This is a genomic window from Haloarcula litorea (genome assembly GCF_029338195.1).
Lineage (GTDB): Archaea > Halobacteriota > Halobacteria > Halobacteriales > Haloarculaceae > Haloarcula > Haloarcula litorea.
Map to the genome: position 1 here is coordinate 3,131,719 of NZ_CP119779.1, position 12,828 is coordinate 3,144,546.

Genomic DNA, 12,828 nt, shown 5'->3' on the forward strand with positions numbered 1-12,828 from the left:
CGACCCGCCGGTCCGACACCCACCGACTTATACCGTTCTGGCAGCAACGGCCGCGTACGGCAGACGGGCACTCCGCGGCCGTCGCGACGGTGCATCCGAGCGCCGCCGCTGTCCGTCACTCTCGCGGTCGCCGAGTGCTCGTACTCACTGCCGCTGTACCGCCGAGCGCCCGGAGTCTCGCCCGATCCCACCATGTTCGACAGACTCAGAGACGACGTCCGCACCGCCCTCGCGAAAGACCCAGCGGCCACGAGCGCGACCGAGGTGGTCCTCACCTACCCCGGACTCCACGCCGTCTGGCTGTACCGGCTCGCCCACGCGCTGTGGGTCCGGGACCACCGGCTCGGCGCGCGGCTGCTCTCCCATCTCGGACGCCTGCTCACCGGCGTGGAGATCCACCCCGGCGCGACGGTCGGCGACCGCCTGTTCGTCGACCACGGGATGGGCACCGTCGTCGGCGAGACGGCCGACGTCGGCGACGACGTGTTGATGTACCACGGGGTGACCCTCGGCGGTGCGTCGATGCGCCGCGAGAAGCGCCACCCCACCCTCGAAGACGGGGTGACGGTGGGAGCGGACGCCACGATCATCGGCCCCGTCACCGTCGGCGAGAACGCGACCGTCGGGGCCGGTGCCGTCGTCGTCGACGACGTCCCGCCGGGGACGACGGTTGTCGGAAATCCCGCGCGTCCGGTCTCGGAGGCCGACGGGGACATCGAGGAGTCGGCAGCGGCGGACCGCGGCCCGTCGCCGGGCGACGACTGAAGCCTTCTTGTCCGCGTGGCCGCTACGACGGAGCGATGCCCGACTCGCCACACGACGCGCTCCGCGAGGACCCCGACCTCGGCCCGCTGGTCGCCCACCACGGCGAACTGACGCTCGATCCCGCGGACGACATGTTCGAGCGCCTCGTCGTCTCGATCCTGCGCCAGCAGGTGTCGATGGCCTCGGCGGCCGCCACCCGCGAGCGCCTGTTCGAGGCCGTCGAGGTGACCCCGGAGGGAGTCCTCGCGGCCGACGACGACGTGTTGCGCGACGCCGGCCTCTCCCGGCAGAAGACCCGCTACGTCAACGAGGTCGCCGAGGCGTTCCGCGAGGCGGGGTACGGGATCGACTACTTCGCGGGGATGCCCGACGACGCGGTCCGCGCGGAGTTGACGAGCATCACCGGCGTCGGCGACTGGACCGCGAACATGCAACTGCTGTTCTCGCTCGGCCGCGAAGACGTGTTCCCGGTCGGGGACCTCGGCGTGCGCAAGGGCTTCCGCAACGTCGTCGGCGAGGACTACGACCGGCCCGAGATGGTCGAGTACGCCGAACGGTGGGCACCCTACCGGAGCTACGCGACGCTGTACCTCTGGCGTGCCGAGGAGGACGTCGCCGACAGCGTCGCCGAGGTGCGCGAGGACTGACTACTCCAGCGTCGACTCCTCTTCCTCGGTGTCGGGTTCGCGCTCGTCGTCGGCACGGCGGTTGACGTCGACCTGGTAGTGCTTGAGGATGTCCCGGCCCAGCAGGAGCGGATAGTCCATGTGCGAGCGGTCCTCGACGCTCGCGGTGACGGTGTGTTGGGTGCCCCCGATGCCGACCACGAGGTCGACGACCGGCCGCGAGCGACCGGACTTCACGCTGCCGGACTTGATCTTCACGATGTCGAGGATGGGACCGGTGCCGATCTCGGCGGCCAGTTCGGCGTCGATGCTGGTCCGGGTCGCGCCGGTGTCGGACTTCGCGAGGACAGTCTTGTTCCCGCGGGTTCCGGTGGCGACCACCTCCTCGATGTAGCCGATGGTGACGTTCTCCGGGGCCGTGGCCTTGGGTTTGGCCGGCATCGCGGCCGGCCGGGAGTCGTCGAGGCGGTCGGAGAGCCGTTCGACCTCGCTGTCGGGGACCGAGCCGCCGACCCGCTCGACGGCCGCCCGGACGATGTACGGCGCGGGGCTGACGCCGCTGGCCCGGAACAGCCCCCGGAAGCCGGCGGTGGGGTTGACCTCCAGCACGTAGTAGCCGTCCTCGCCCTGGACGATGTCGACCCCGGCGTAGTCCAGCCCGACCGCGTCGGTCGCGGCGAGTGCCATCTGCCGTACGTCGGCGGGGAGCGCCCCGGTGACGTCCTCCACCTCGCCGCCCAGCGCCACGTTGGTCCGCCACTCACCCTCGGGGGCGTAACGGTTCATCGCCGCCACGACCTGCCCGTCGACGACGTACACCCGGAGATCGTGGTGGCGGTCGCCGTCGTGGTCCAGGTACTCCTGGAGGAACGCGTGCCGGTCGCCGACCTGGGCGTTCAGCGGGTCGTCGAGTTCGACCATCCACGTCCCGCCCCCGTGGGTCCCGATGGCGGTCTTGTAGACGGCGCGCTCCCCGAACCGCTCGCGCCCCGCGTTGAGGCGGTCGTTCGAGAGCGCGAGCAGGGCGTCCGGCACCGCCACGCCGCCCTCGGCGAGCGCGGCGGCGCTGGCGAACTTGTGGAGCGCCCGCGTCGCCGGCAGCGGTTCGTTCAGCATCGGCACCAGTTCGTTCAGCGTCAGCGCGAGGCCGATCCCCTCGACCGGGTGTTCGTCGCTCGACAGCAGCAGGCGGTTCGCGATCACGTCGACGTCCGGTTCGATCGTCATCCCGCCGTCGGTCGCGGAGACGGTGAGGTTCTCCTCGCGGAGCCACTCGGTGCCGTACCCCAGTTCGTCGGCGGCGTTGAGGATCGCCTTCGACTCCTTGCTGGAGTGGAGGCTCAGCACGCCGACGGTGATGTCTTCGGTCATAGATCCGGTTTCAGACGGCCACGGCAAAGGCTTAGCGGGTCGCGGTCGCGGACTGTGTCAGGACACGCTTATACCGCCGCTCCCGCTTGTGGGGCTATGGACGAAGCCGAGCCGTTCACGTACGACGGTGGCCGGGTCGATCCCGGCGAGGTCCAGAACGTCCGCTACACCGTCAGCGAGACGTATATGGGCGACCCCGTCCGGATGCCCGTGACGGTCGTGAACGGCGAGCGCCCGGGGCCGACGGCGTTCCTGTCGGCGGCCGCCCACGGCGACGAACTCAACGGCATCGAGGTGGTCCGGGAGGTGGCCCACGAGTGGCCCCACGACGAACTGGCGGGGACGCTGGTCTGTCTCCCTGTGTTGAACGTCCCCGCCTTCCTGGCCCAGGAGCGGTACCTCCCCATCTACGATCGGGACCTGAACCGCTCGTTCCCCGGCGACCCCGGCTCGACGAGCGCCAAGCGGATGGCCCACCGGATCTTCCGGAACTTCCTCGCGCCCTGTGACTTCGGCCTCGATTTCCACACCTCTACCCGAGGCCGGACGAATATGCTGCACGTCCGGGCGGACACGACCGACCCGGCCGTCGAGCGGGTCGCCAACGCGTTCGCGTCGAACGTCATCATCTCCTCGGAGGGGCCGTCCGGATCGCTCCGCCGGGAGACGAGCGACGCCGGGACGCCGACCATCACCGTCGAGATGGGCGAGGCCCACCGCTTCCAGCGGTCGCTCATCGACGCGGCTCTGGACAGCGTCCGGTCGGTCCTCGCGGAGTTCGGGATGCTGGAGACGGAGGTGGTCCGCTGGCCGGGCTGGCGGACGGTCATCGAGAACGGCGACGAGAAGACGTGGATCCGGGCCGACGCCGGCGGGCTCGTCGATATGCACTACCAGCGTGGCGACCTCGTCTACGACGGCGACACCATCTGCACCATCGCGAATCCGTTCAAGACCGAGAGCACGGACGTCAGCGCCCCCTTCACCGGACTGCTCGTCGGCGTCCTGGAGAACCCGCTGGTCTACCCCGGGAACCCGCTCTGTCACCTCGTTCGGCTCGACGCGGACACGCGGCGCGCGCTCGAACGGACGCGAACGGCCGACGTCGCGACGTAGTCCCGGGCCCCGCACGTCTCGGTTCCGGGACCGGTCTCACGAGCGAGACTCCCACGCTCCGGGCCGAAACAGGGTAGTAACTACTATCTGTCCCCGGACTAAGCCAACAGTGTATGAGTCAGTCTTACAATCGCGGCACCGTCGAGGACTTCGGACGGTGGCGGGAGTTCTCCGCCGGTATGTGGGCCTGGATCTTCCACAAGTTCACCGGCTGGGTGCTCGTGGGCTACCTGTTCACCCACATCGCGGTCCTGAGCACCTCGCTGGGCGGTGCGGAGCTCTACACGAGCACGCTGCAGGGACTGGAGGCCCTGCTCGTGGTCCGCTTCCTCGAAATCGGCCTGCTGGCCGTCGCCGTCTTCCACATCCTCAACGGCGTCCGCCTGCTGATGGTCGACCTCGGCGTCGGACTGGAATCGCAGGACAAGAGCTTCTACGCGTCGATGCTGCTGACCGGGGCCATCGTGGTCGCCAGCATCCCGACGTTCCTGGGAGGGCCACTGACCGCATAATGGCCGAACACTACTCCTCCTTCGAGCGGGGCGGCCGCCGGTGGCTCCTCCAGCGCCTGACGGCGGTGTTCCTCATCGGCGTCCTGGCGTTTCACTTCCTGCTGTTGCACTTCGCCAACCACGCCGCCGACATCACGTTCGCGGGCACGCAGGCCCGGATGAGTCAGATCGGCTACTTCGCGACGATGTGGCTGTTCCTCGTGACTGCGACGTTCCACGGCGTCAACGGCGTCTACAACGCCCTCGTCAATCAGGGCATCAGCGGCACCCAGAAGCGAGCAGTCAAGTACGTCCTCGTGGTGGCGGGCCTACTGCTCGTCGCACAGGGGACGCGGGTCGCACTGGCGATGAACGGCTTCCTCTGAACCCATGAGCACGCAAATCGAACAACGAGAGACCGAGACCGAAGACGAAGAGACGGAGGCGGAGGTCCAGTCGCCGGGCGACCGGCGACGGGCCGAGAAGCGCCAGCGGCAGGCCGAGCGGGACCTGCAACGCGAGACCGAGGAGGCGTCGCTGGACGACGAGGAGACGATCTCGCTGAAGGTGTTCCGCTACGACCCCGAGGTCGAGGGCAAGCAGGAGCCCCGCTTCGACGACTTCACCGTCCCCTTCCACAAAGGGATGACCGTCCTGGACGCGCTGATGTACGCGCGGGACCACTACGACTCGTCGCTGACGTTCCGACACTCCTGTCGGCAGGCGGTCTGTGGCTCCGACGCGCTGTTCGTCAACGGCAGGCAGCGGCTGGGCTGTAAGACGCAGGTCGCCGATCTCGACGACCCGATCCGCATCGAACCGCTCCCCCACCAGGAGGTCGTCAAGGACCTCGTCGTGGACATGGAGCACTTCTACGACCAGATGGAGGCCGTCGAGCCGTACTTCGACGCCGACGAGACGCCCGACGACGAACTCGAGGAGCAACGACAGAGCCGCGAGAACCGCGAGAAGGTGAAGATGTCCACCCGGTGTATCTGGTGTGGGGCCTGTATGTCCTCCTGTAACATCGCGGCCGGCGACAACGAGTATCTCGGTCCCGCGGCCATCAACAAGGCCTACCGGTTCGCGATGGACGAACGCGAGGGCGAACAGCGCAAGCAGGAGCGCCTCCGCATCATCGAGCAGGAGCACGGCGTCTGGCGCTGTCAGACGCAGTTCTCCTGTACCGAGGTCTGCCCGAAGGACATCCCGCTGACGGAGCACATCCAGGAACTCAAGCGGGAAGCGGTGAAGAACAACCTCAAGTTCTGGTAGCTACCTCGACGGGCCGCCCTCGGTGACGAACTCGAAGCGCGCACCGCCCTCCGACGACTCGGTCGGGATGAACGACCAGCCGTGGGCATCGGCGATGGTGTCGACGATGCTCAGACCGAACCCGGTGCCGTCCTCGGACGTCGTGTACCCCGGTTCCAGGGCCGCCTCCGGGTCGCCGTCGAACCCCGTGCCGTCGTCCTCGACGACGAACCCCCAGTTCGTCCGCGCGACCGTGACCTCGGTCGTCGAGCCGCCGTGTTCGACGCTGTTCCGGAAGAGGTTCTCGAACACCTCGCGGAGCATGTCCGGATCGGCCGGGACGGGGTGGTCACCCCGGACCGTCAGCGAGATCTCGCCGGTCTCGACCATCCGCCACGCGCTCGGAGCGGCCTCGTCCAGTTCGACGGCGGTCGTCTCGGGGTCGACCTCGCCCTGACGGGCCATCGTCAGCAGGTCGTCGACCAGCGTGTCCATCCGATCGACGCACTTCTCGGCCCGTTCGAGGTGGTCTTCGTCCCCCGTCTCACGGGCCAGTTCCAGCGAGCCACGCAGGACGCTGATGGGGTTGCGCAGGTCGTGGCTGACGACGCTCGTGAACTGGTCCAGTTGCTCGTTTTTCGCCCGGAGGTCCCGCTCCCGCTCCTTGCGCTCGGTGATGTCCCGACTGGTGAGGAGGATGTCGCCGTCGAACGGCAGGTCGGCGGTGGTGCGACGACCCCGCGCTTCCAGCCACCGCCACTCGTCGTCGGCCGTCCGACAGCGGAACTCGACCGTCGCCTCGTCGCCGGGCTCCGAGAGCGAGTCACGAACCGTGCGCACGAGGCCGGCCACGTCGTCGGGGTGGACGTGTTCCCCGACGTGGGTGCCGATGACCGTTCCGGCCTCGCAACCGAGCATCTCCTCGACCGGCGGCGAGACGAACCGGACGACCGCCGCGTCGTCGAGGACCGTCAGCATCGTCGGCGTCTGCGCGACGAGTTCCTCGAACGCCGCGGCGACTCGGCGCTCCCGCTCGACCGGTCGTGCGTTCAGGACGAATCCATCGACGCCCGCCTCCCGACACTCGGTGACGGTCAGCGACAGCGGCAGCCACCGACCGTCGGCTCGCTGGACCCGGACGCTCACCCGGTCACGGTCCGGTCCCGCCCGTCCCACGACGTCGTCCAGCGTCGCCTCCAGGTCGGGCACGTCCTCGGAGTGGACGTGTGCGGCGAGCGACCCGCCGACGAGCGTCGAGGCGTCGTGGCCCAGCACCCGCTCCGTCGACGGCGTGACGTACTGGATCGCCATCCCCCGATCGGTGAGGAGGATCGCGTCGCCCGTGTTCGACACAACCGCCCGTGCTAACTCCGGTCGTCCGGCGTTCGATTCGCTCATACTCGTGCCAGTGGCCACACCGGGCACGTACCGCGACCACCCCCGGCTGTAACCTGTTAGTAAATGGATAGTCATCGCACTAAAGTATTGATGTATCGATACGTGTCTGACGCCCCTTCGGGGCCGGATTGGTCGCGACGTTCGGACGGAGCCGCGGCAGCGAACACGCCCAACAGGGAGGCTTAAGTTCGGCTAATACTAAGCCGCGGACAGGTCAGTATTCTATGTACGAACACGACGTCATCGTGGTCGGCGCGGGTGGTGCAGGCCTCAGAGCGGCGATCGCGGCACACGAGGAGGGTGCGGACGTGGCCCTCGTGACGAAACTCCACCCGGTCCGGAGCCACACGGGCGCGGCCGAGGGCGGGATCAACGCCGCCCTCCAGGAGGGCGACTCCTGGGACCTCCACGCGTACGACACGATGAAGGGGTCGGACTACCTCGGGGACGCCCCGGCGATCGACACCTTCGCGAAGGACGCTCCCGAGGAGGTCATCCAGCTCGAACACTGGGGGATGCCCTTCTCCCGCGAGGACGACGGGCGCGTCTCCCAGCGACCGTTCGGCGGCCTCTCGTACCCGCGGACGACGTACGCGGGCGCGGAGACCGGCCACCACCTGCTGCACACGATGTACGAGCAGGTCGTCAAGCGCGGCATCGAGGTGTACGACGAGTGGTACGTCACGAACCTCGCCGTCACCGACCACGACGACCCCGAGGAACGGGTCTGTCACGGCTGCGTGGCCTACGACATCAAGTCCGGGAAGATCGAGGGGTTCCGGGCCAAGAACGGCGTCATCCTCGCGACCGGCGGACTGGGACAGGCGTTCGACCACACGACCAACGCGGTCGCCAACACCGGCGACGGCGTCGCGATGGCCTACCGCGCCGGCGTCCCCATCGAGGACATGGAGATGATCCAGTTCCACCCGACGACGCTGCCGTCGACGGGCGTGCTCATCTCCGAGGGTGTCCGCGGTGAGGGCGGCATCCTCTACAACGAGGACGAAGAGCGGTTCATGTTCGAGTACGGCTACGCCAACAACGAGGGCGAACTCGCCTCCCGTGACGTGGTCGCCCGCGCCGAACTCACCGAGGTCAACGAGGGCCGGGGCGTCGAGGACGAGTGGGTCGACCTCGACATGCGCCACCTCGGCGAGGAGCGCATCATCGACCGCCTGGAGAACATCCTCCACCTCGCGGAGGACTTCGAGGGCGTCGACGGCCTCGACGAGCCGATGCCGGTCAAGCCCGGCCAGCACTACGCGATGGGCGGCATCGAGTGCGACGAGAACGGCGAGACCTGCATCGACGGGCTGTACGCCGCCGGCGAGACGGCCTGCGTCTCGCTCCACGGCGCGAACCGCCTGGGCGGGAACGCCCTGCCGGAACTGCTCGTGTTCGGTGCCCGCGCCGGCCACCACGCCGCCGGCAAGGACATGAAGGTCGCCGAGATCGAGACCGGCCCCTCCGCCAAGAGCGAGGACGGGCAGGTGGACACCCCGGTCTCGCCCGGTGCCATCGACGCCGGCGACGACGAGGTGGCCGCGGACGGTGCCGCCGTCGAACCGACGGGCGTCATCGAGAACACCGTCGAGCAGGAACGGACCCGCGTCGAGACGCTGCTGGCGGAGGACGGCATCAACCACGCCGAGGTCCGGGCGGACGTCCAGGAGACGATGACCCAGCACGTCAACGTCTTCCGGGAGGAAGACGGCCTGAAGCAGGCCCTGCGTGACATCCGTCGGGCCCGCCAGGAGTACAAGGACGTCGCCGTCGAGGACCCCTCGCGGACGTTCAACACCGACCTCATCCACACCATCGAGACCCGCAACATCCTCGACGTGGCCGAGGCGATCACGCTCGGCGCGCTCGCACGCGAGGAGTTCCGCGGCGCTCACTGGCGCGCCGAACACCAGGAGCGCAAGGACGACGAGTGGATCAAGCACACGATGCTGGCCTGGAACGACGGCACCCCCGAGCTCTACTACAAGCCGGTCATCCTCGAGGGCGACGAGGAGACCTACGAACCGAAAGAGCGGTCGTACTAGCTCGCACCCACCAGCACGAACTGGCTCTCCGTCTCGCCGTTCCGTATCTGTCGGGTCGACGCGGAGTCGATCCGTAGCGCGTCGCCGGCCGTCATCTCCACCGCCTCGCCGCCGACCGTGACCGTCGCCGCGCCGTCGACGAGCACGTAGACCTCCTCCTGTCCGTTGTCCCCGTGATCGTGGGGTTTGCCCGTCCAGCCCGGTTCACAGTCGACGATCGTGACGCCGACGTTCTCGCAGTCCAGCGGGTCACGGAGGAAGTGCATCGCCCCCGCCACCGGATCGGTGTCCGCGTACGTACACTTCGTGTAGCTCACGAACGGAGTCGTGTCCCCGCCGGAAAGTGGCCGCTGCCGGCACGTGCCAGCCCGGGCGAGTGTGGTGCTATCCCGTCACATATTTGGTCGCCGGGGTCCAACGGACGACCGTCTGGAAGGGTGGCTCAGTGGTAGAGCGCTGCCGGGCGATATGCCAGAATCCTGTTCGGCAGTTTCCCTCGCAGGGCTCCGCGTGGTTCGAATCCCGCCCCTTCCACTCTTGCGGCGAACAACTCGTGAGCCGCAGGTGGTGGCCGGGATTCGAGCACGCGAGACGAGCGGAGCGAGTCTCGCACCTGTTCGAGTCCCGCCCGGTCCATTTTTCCGAGGAGTCGACCGGTCCGGTCGGACAGCAGCGACGCGTCGGATCGCCGTCGCTGGAGAGCGACACTGAAAGAGAGTGGGGGTGGGGGTGGAAAGTAGGTGGCACCGTTTGGTGCCTACCAGTACTTTGGCCGGTGGTAGTATATGAAAGTTGTGTCTAAATTATCAGAAGTGAATATCGGACGGTGCGTTCGTCTCTCGGCGACCACCTCGAACCGGAGGGAGACGCACTACGGTCGACTGCCGGGGTTCGAATCGGCGACGATTCCGTCACTCGCGAGTTGTTCGTGACGAAAATCGTGGGACCGGATTCGAACCGCCTGAACTTCGCTCACTCCGTTCGCTCGTTCCGTGCTCAGAATCCGTCCGTCGATATCTCTCCTCGCTATCGTTCGGAGAAGATATGCGTGGGACCGGATTCGAACCGGCGGACCCCTACGGGACAGCGCCCTCAACGCTGCGCCGTTGGCCTGGCTTGGCTACCCACGCGCACTGCCTTGCTGCACTCGTTCGTATCCCGTGGGCCAATAAAAGCGCTTTCGTTTGCGACCGCTCGCGGGAGTACCTGTCACTCCGTCGAACCGGACGTTTCAAATACGACGAACCGGCTACGAGGTGGTATGGCGAAGTACTCGACCGGCAGCGGGGGGTCGGACGCCGGCGGGAGCTGCGAGCTCTGTGGTGCCGACGGCGACCTCCGGACGGCCGACGTCGCCGGGGCGACCCTGCAGGTGTGTTCGGACTGCGCCCGCGACCACGGTGAGGCCGCGAGTTCGGGCAGCGACGACGGGAGTCGCGACGACCAAGACCGCAAGCGCAAGGCCGCACAGAACGCGGCGAAGCTCCACGACGCACAACAGGGCGACGCCGCTCACTGGGAGAGCGGTGCCGACTACGACGACGACCAGCTCCCCTATCTGGTCCCCGACTACGGCAGCCGCGTCACCGAGGCACGCCAGGAGCGGGGCCTCCAGACCGGTGAGCTCGCCGAGAAACTGGACCTCGACGAGGACACCGTGCTCGCCGTCGAACAGGGCCGGGCTACCCAGGCCAACGTCGGCGGTTCGACCATCACGCTCCTCGAAGACTTCCTCGACGTCGAACTCGCCGACGCCCGCTGACGCCAGTAGGGATTTGTCGCGGCCGTCCGTACGCGCGGTATGGAGCTCTCCCCCGAGCAGCGTGCGATCCGCGAGACGGTCCGCGAGTTCGCGGCCGAGGAGGTCCGCCCGACGGCCGCGGCGGCCGACCGCGAGGAGTCGTTCCCCGAGGGCGTCTGGGACGCGCTGGCGGAGATCGACCTGACCGGCCTGACGACGCCGGCCGAGTACGGCGGCTTCGACGCGGACCGGCGGACCTACGCCATCGTCAACGAGGAGCTGGCCCACGGATCGCTGGCCGTCGCGACGGCGCTGTCGGTCCACTGTCTCGCCACGTCCTGTATCGCCGAGTTCGGCAGCGAGGCCGTCCGCGAGGAGTGGCTCCCGGAGATGGTCGACGGCCGCCCGGTCGGTGCGTTCGCCCTCTCGGAGCCACAGGCCGGGTCGAACCCGCGGGGGATGTCGACCGTCGCGCGCCGCGAGGGCGACGGCTACGTCCTAAACGGGGAGAAGATGTGGATCACTAACGGTCGCCGCTCGGGCGTGGTCGTCGTCTTCGCCAAGACCGACCCCGACGACCCGGACTCGATCACGCAGTTCCTCGTCCCGAAAGACAGCGACGGGCTCGCCGTCGGCGAACCGGAGGAGAAGCTCGGCCTGCGGGCCAGCGACACCACGTCGCTGACGTTCGACGGGGTGGAGATCCCGGAGCGCTACCGGCTGACCGAGGTCGGCGAGGGGCTGGCGGCCGCCCTGTCGATCCTCAACGGCGGTCGGGTCGCCATCGCCGCACAGTCGGTCGGGCTCGCACAGGCCGCGCTGGACGAGGCGCTCGACTACGCGCGGGAGCGCGAGCAGTTCGACCGCCCCATCGCGGAGTTCCAGGCGATCCGGCACAAGCTCGCCGAGATGGCGACCACGGTCCGGGCCGGGCGGCTGCTGACCTGGGACGCCGCTTCGCGGATGGACCGGGGCGAGGACGCCAGGCAGGCCGCGAGTATGGCGAAGTACTTCGCGAGCGAGGGCGCGCTGGAGGTGACCAACGAGGCCGTCCAGATCCACGGCGGCTACGGGTACACGACGGACTACCCCGTCGAGCGGTTCTACCGCGACGCGAAGGTGACGACCATCTACGAGGGGACCACCGAGATCCAGAAGAACGTCGTCGCCCGCGAACTGCTCGGCGACTGACCGGCTTCGGGAAGGGTTTTGCGCGCCGGGAGTCAAGAGGAGCCGTGACCTACGACGCTGTCGTCTACGACCTCGACGGGACGCTGGTTCGCCTGGCAGTCGACTGGGACGCCGTCGCCCGCGACGTGGCCGCCGTCCTCGAAGAGCGGGGCGTCGACCCCGGGTCGAGGGGGCTCTGGGAGATGCTCGGGCTGTCGGACGAGACCGGCCACCGCGAAGCGGTCGAGGAGACGATCACGCGACACGAGCGCGAGGGGGCCGAGCGCGGGCAGGCGCTCGCCCTCGCCGAGGGGCTGCCCCACGACGTGCCGGTCGGCGTCTGTTCGCTGAACGCGGAGTCGGCGGTCAGACTCGCGCTCTCGACTCACGGACTCGACGAGTTCGTCGGGCCAGTCGTCGGCCGCGACACGGTGGCCGACCCGAAGCCGGACCCGTCGGGGTTGTTGCGGGCCGTCGACGAACTGGGCGTCTCCCCGGAGCGAACGGTCTTCGTCGGCGACTCCGAGCGCGACGCGGAGACGGCGAGGCGAGCGGGGACCGGCTTCGCGTGGGCCTCGGAGTTCGATCAGCGCCGGTACCGGGCGTAGAGGTAGGTCCCGGCGGCAGTCAGGAACCAGACGACGGCACCGACTCGGACCGCGAACAGCGCCCGACTGGTCCAGGTCGGGAGCGGCTGTCCGACGGAGGCGAGCACGACGACGGGCGACCCCACGAGGATCGTCGCGACGAAGGTGACCTGCATCACCCAGCCGAAGTCGACGCCGTCGGGGTCTGTCTCTTCGACGGCGGGCACGCCCGTCGGTAGCGACCCGGTCGGCAAGCCG

Annotated in this window: 14 protein-coding genes and 2 tRNA genes; 11 read left to right on the top strand and 5 right to left on the bottom strand. The window is 68.6% G+C overall.

Annotated elements, in window-relative coordinates; genetic code table 11:
* Positions 1 to 192 precede the first annotated feature (192 nt).
* A complete protein-coding gene (gene cysE / locus P0592_RS16735) occupies positions 193 to 765 on the top strand; it encodes a serine O-acetyltransferase (protein WP_276272050.1) in 573 nt (190 codons plus the stop codon).
* Between the two features lie 35 nt (positions 766 to 800).
* The gene (locus P0592_RS16740; RefSeq protein ID WP_276272051.1) at positions 801 to 1,412 is read left to right on the top strand and encodes a DNA-3-methyladenine glycosylase family protein; all 612 of its coding nucleotides are present in this window, start codon (positions 801 to 803) and stop codon (positions 1,410 to 1,412) included.
* Here P0592_RS16740 and P0592_RS16745 read toward each other — a convergent pair whose 3' ends face one another.
* On the bottom strand, positions 1,413 to 2,762 hold the full coding sequence (locus P0592_RS16745) for a putative ATP-dependent zinc protease (protein ID WP_276272052.1): 1,350 nt from the start codon (positions 2,760 to 2,762) through the stop codon (positions 1,413 to 1,415).
* Positions 2,763 to 2,858: 96 nt separating this feature from the next.
* Between P0592_RS16745 and P0592_RS16750 the strand changes: the two genes are divergently transcribed.
* The 4 genes from P0592_RS16750 to P0592_RS16765 all read left to right on the top strand — a co-directional run bounded on the left by P0592_RS16750 (position 2,859) and on the right by P0592_RS16765 (position 5,644).
* Positions 2,859 to 3,878 (top strand): succinylglutamate desuccinylase/aspartoacylase family protein, encoded by a 1,020-nt coding sequence (locus P0592_RS16750; RefSeq protein WP_276272053.1) that lies wholly within the window; start codon positions 2,859 to 2,861, stop codon positions 3,876 to 3,878.
* Positions 3,879 to 3,991: 113 nt separating this feature from the next.
* On the top strand, positions 3,992 to 4,390 hold the full coding sequence (sdhC, locus tag P0592_RS16755; protein WP_276272054.1) for a succinate dehydrogenase, cytochrome b556 subunit: 399 nt from the start codon (positions 3,992 to 3,994) through the stop codon (positions 4,388 to 4,390).
* The gene (locus P0592_RS16760; protein WP_276272055.1) at positions 4,390 to 4,755 is read left to right on the top strand and encodes a succinate dehydrogenase hydrophobic membrane anchor subunit; all 366 of its coding nucleotides are present in this window, start codon (positions 4,390 to 4,392) and stop codon (positions 4,753 to 4,755) included. Before sdhC ends, P0592_RS16760 begins: the two co-directional genes overlap by 1 nt.
* 4 nt (positions 4,756 to 4,759) lie before the next feature.
* Positions 4,760 to 5,644: a succinate dehydrogenase/fumarate reductase iron-sulfur subunit gene (locus tag P0592_RS16765; protein WP_276272056.1), complete on the top strand. Its 885-nt coding sequence runs from the start codon at positions 4,760 to 4,762 to the stop codon at positions 5,642 to 5,644.
* Here P0592_RS16765 and P0592_RS16770 read toward each other — a convergent pair whose 3' ends face one another.
* Positions 5,645 to 7,096 (bottom strand): PAS domain S-box protein, encoded by a 1,452-nt coding sequence (locus tag P0592_RS16770; RefSeq protein ID WP_336406662.1) that lies wholly within the window; start codon positions 7,094 to 7,096, stop codon positions 5,645 to 5,647. It lies immediately after the preceding gene.
* A gap of 149 nt (positions 7,097 to 7,245) precedes the next feature.
* Here P0592_RS16770 and P0592_RS16775 point away from each other — a divergent pair, with 149 nt between their 5' ends.
* Positions 7,246 to 9,072 carry an FAD-binding protein gene (locus P0592_RS16775; RefSeq protein WP_276272058.1) on the top strand — a complete coding sequence of 609 codons (1,827 nt, stop codon included), beginning with the start codon at positions 7,246 to 7,248 and terminating at the stop codon, positions 9,070 to 9,072.
* On the opposite strand, the gene P0592_RS16780 is transcribed toward P0592_RS16775, so the two are convergent.
* On the bottom strand, positions 9,069 to 9,389 hold the full coding sequence (locus P0592_RS16780; RefSeq protein ID WP_276272059.1) for a cupin domain-containing protein: 321 nt from the start codon (positions 9,387 to 9,389) through the stop codon (positions 9,069 to 9,071). The two genes, P0592_RS16775 and P0592_RS16780, sit on opposite strands and share 4 nt — an antisense overlap.
* 114 nt (positions 9,390 to 9,503) lie before the next feature.
* Here P0592_RS16780 and P0592_RS16785 point away from each other — a divergent pair.
* Positions 9,504 to 9,606: transfer RNA gene (locus P0592_RS16785), tRNA-OTHER, on the top strand.
* A 511-nt stretch (positions 9,607 to 10,117) separates the two neighbouring features.
* Here the strand turns inward: P0592_RS16785 and P0592_RS16790 are convergent.
* Positions 10,118 to 10,202 (bottom strand) — tRNA-Leu (locus P0592_RS16790).
* Between the two features lie 131 nt (positions 10,203 to 10,333).
* On the opposite strand from P0592_RS16790, the gene P0592_RS16795 reads away from it, so the two are divergent.
* Genes P0592_RS16795 through P0592_RS16805 form a run of 3 tightly spaced genes read left to right on the top strand, consistent with a single transcriptional unit; the run spans position 10,334 to position 12,591 of the window.
* Entirely contained in the window at positions 10,334 to 10,834 is a 501-nt protein-coding gene (locus P0592_RS16795) for a helix-turn-helix domain-containing protein (protein ID WP_276272060.1), read from the top strand.
* A gap of 39 nt (positions 10,835 to 10,873) precedes the next feature.
* A complete protein-coding gene (locus tag P0592_RS16800; protein WP_276272061.1) occupies positions 10,874 to 12,004 on the top strand; it encodes an acyl-CoA dehydrogenase family protein in 1,131 nt (376 codons plus the stop codon).
* Between the two features lie 44 nt (positions 12,005 to 12,048).
* Positions 12,049 to 12,591, top strand: coding sequence for an HAD family hydrolase (locus tag P0592_RS16805; protein WP_276272062.1), 543 nt, complete (start codon positions 12,049 to 12,051; stop codon positions 12,589 to 12,591).
* Here the strand turns inward: P0592_RS16805 and P0592_RS16810 are convergent.
* The gene (locus tag P0592_RS16810) at positions 12,570 to 12,797 is read right to left on the bottom strand and encodes a DUF5822 domain-containing protein (protein ID WP_276272063.1); all 228 of its coding nucleotides are present in this window, start codon (positions 12,795 to 12,797) and stop codon (positions 12,570 to 12,572) included. The two genes, P0592_RS16805 and P0592_RS16810, sit on opposite strands and share 22 nt — an antisense overlap.
* Between the last annotated feature and the right edge of the window lie 31 nt (positions 12,798 to 12,828).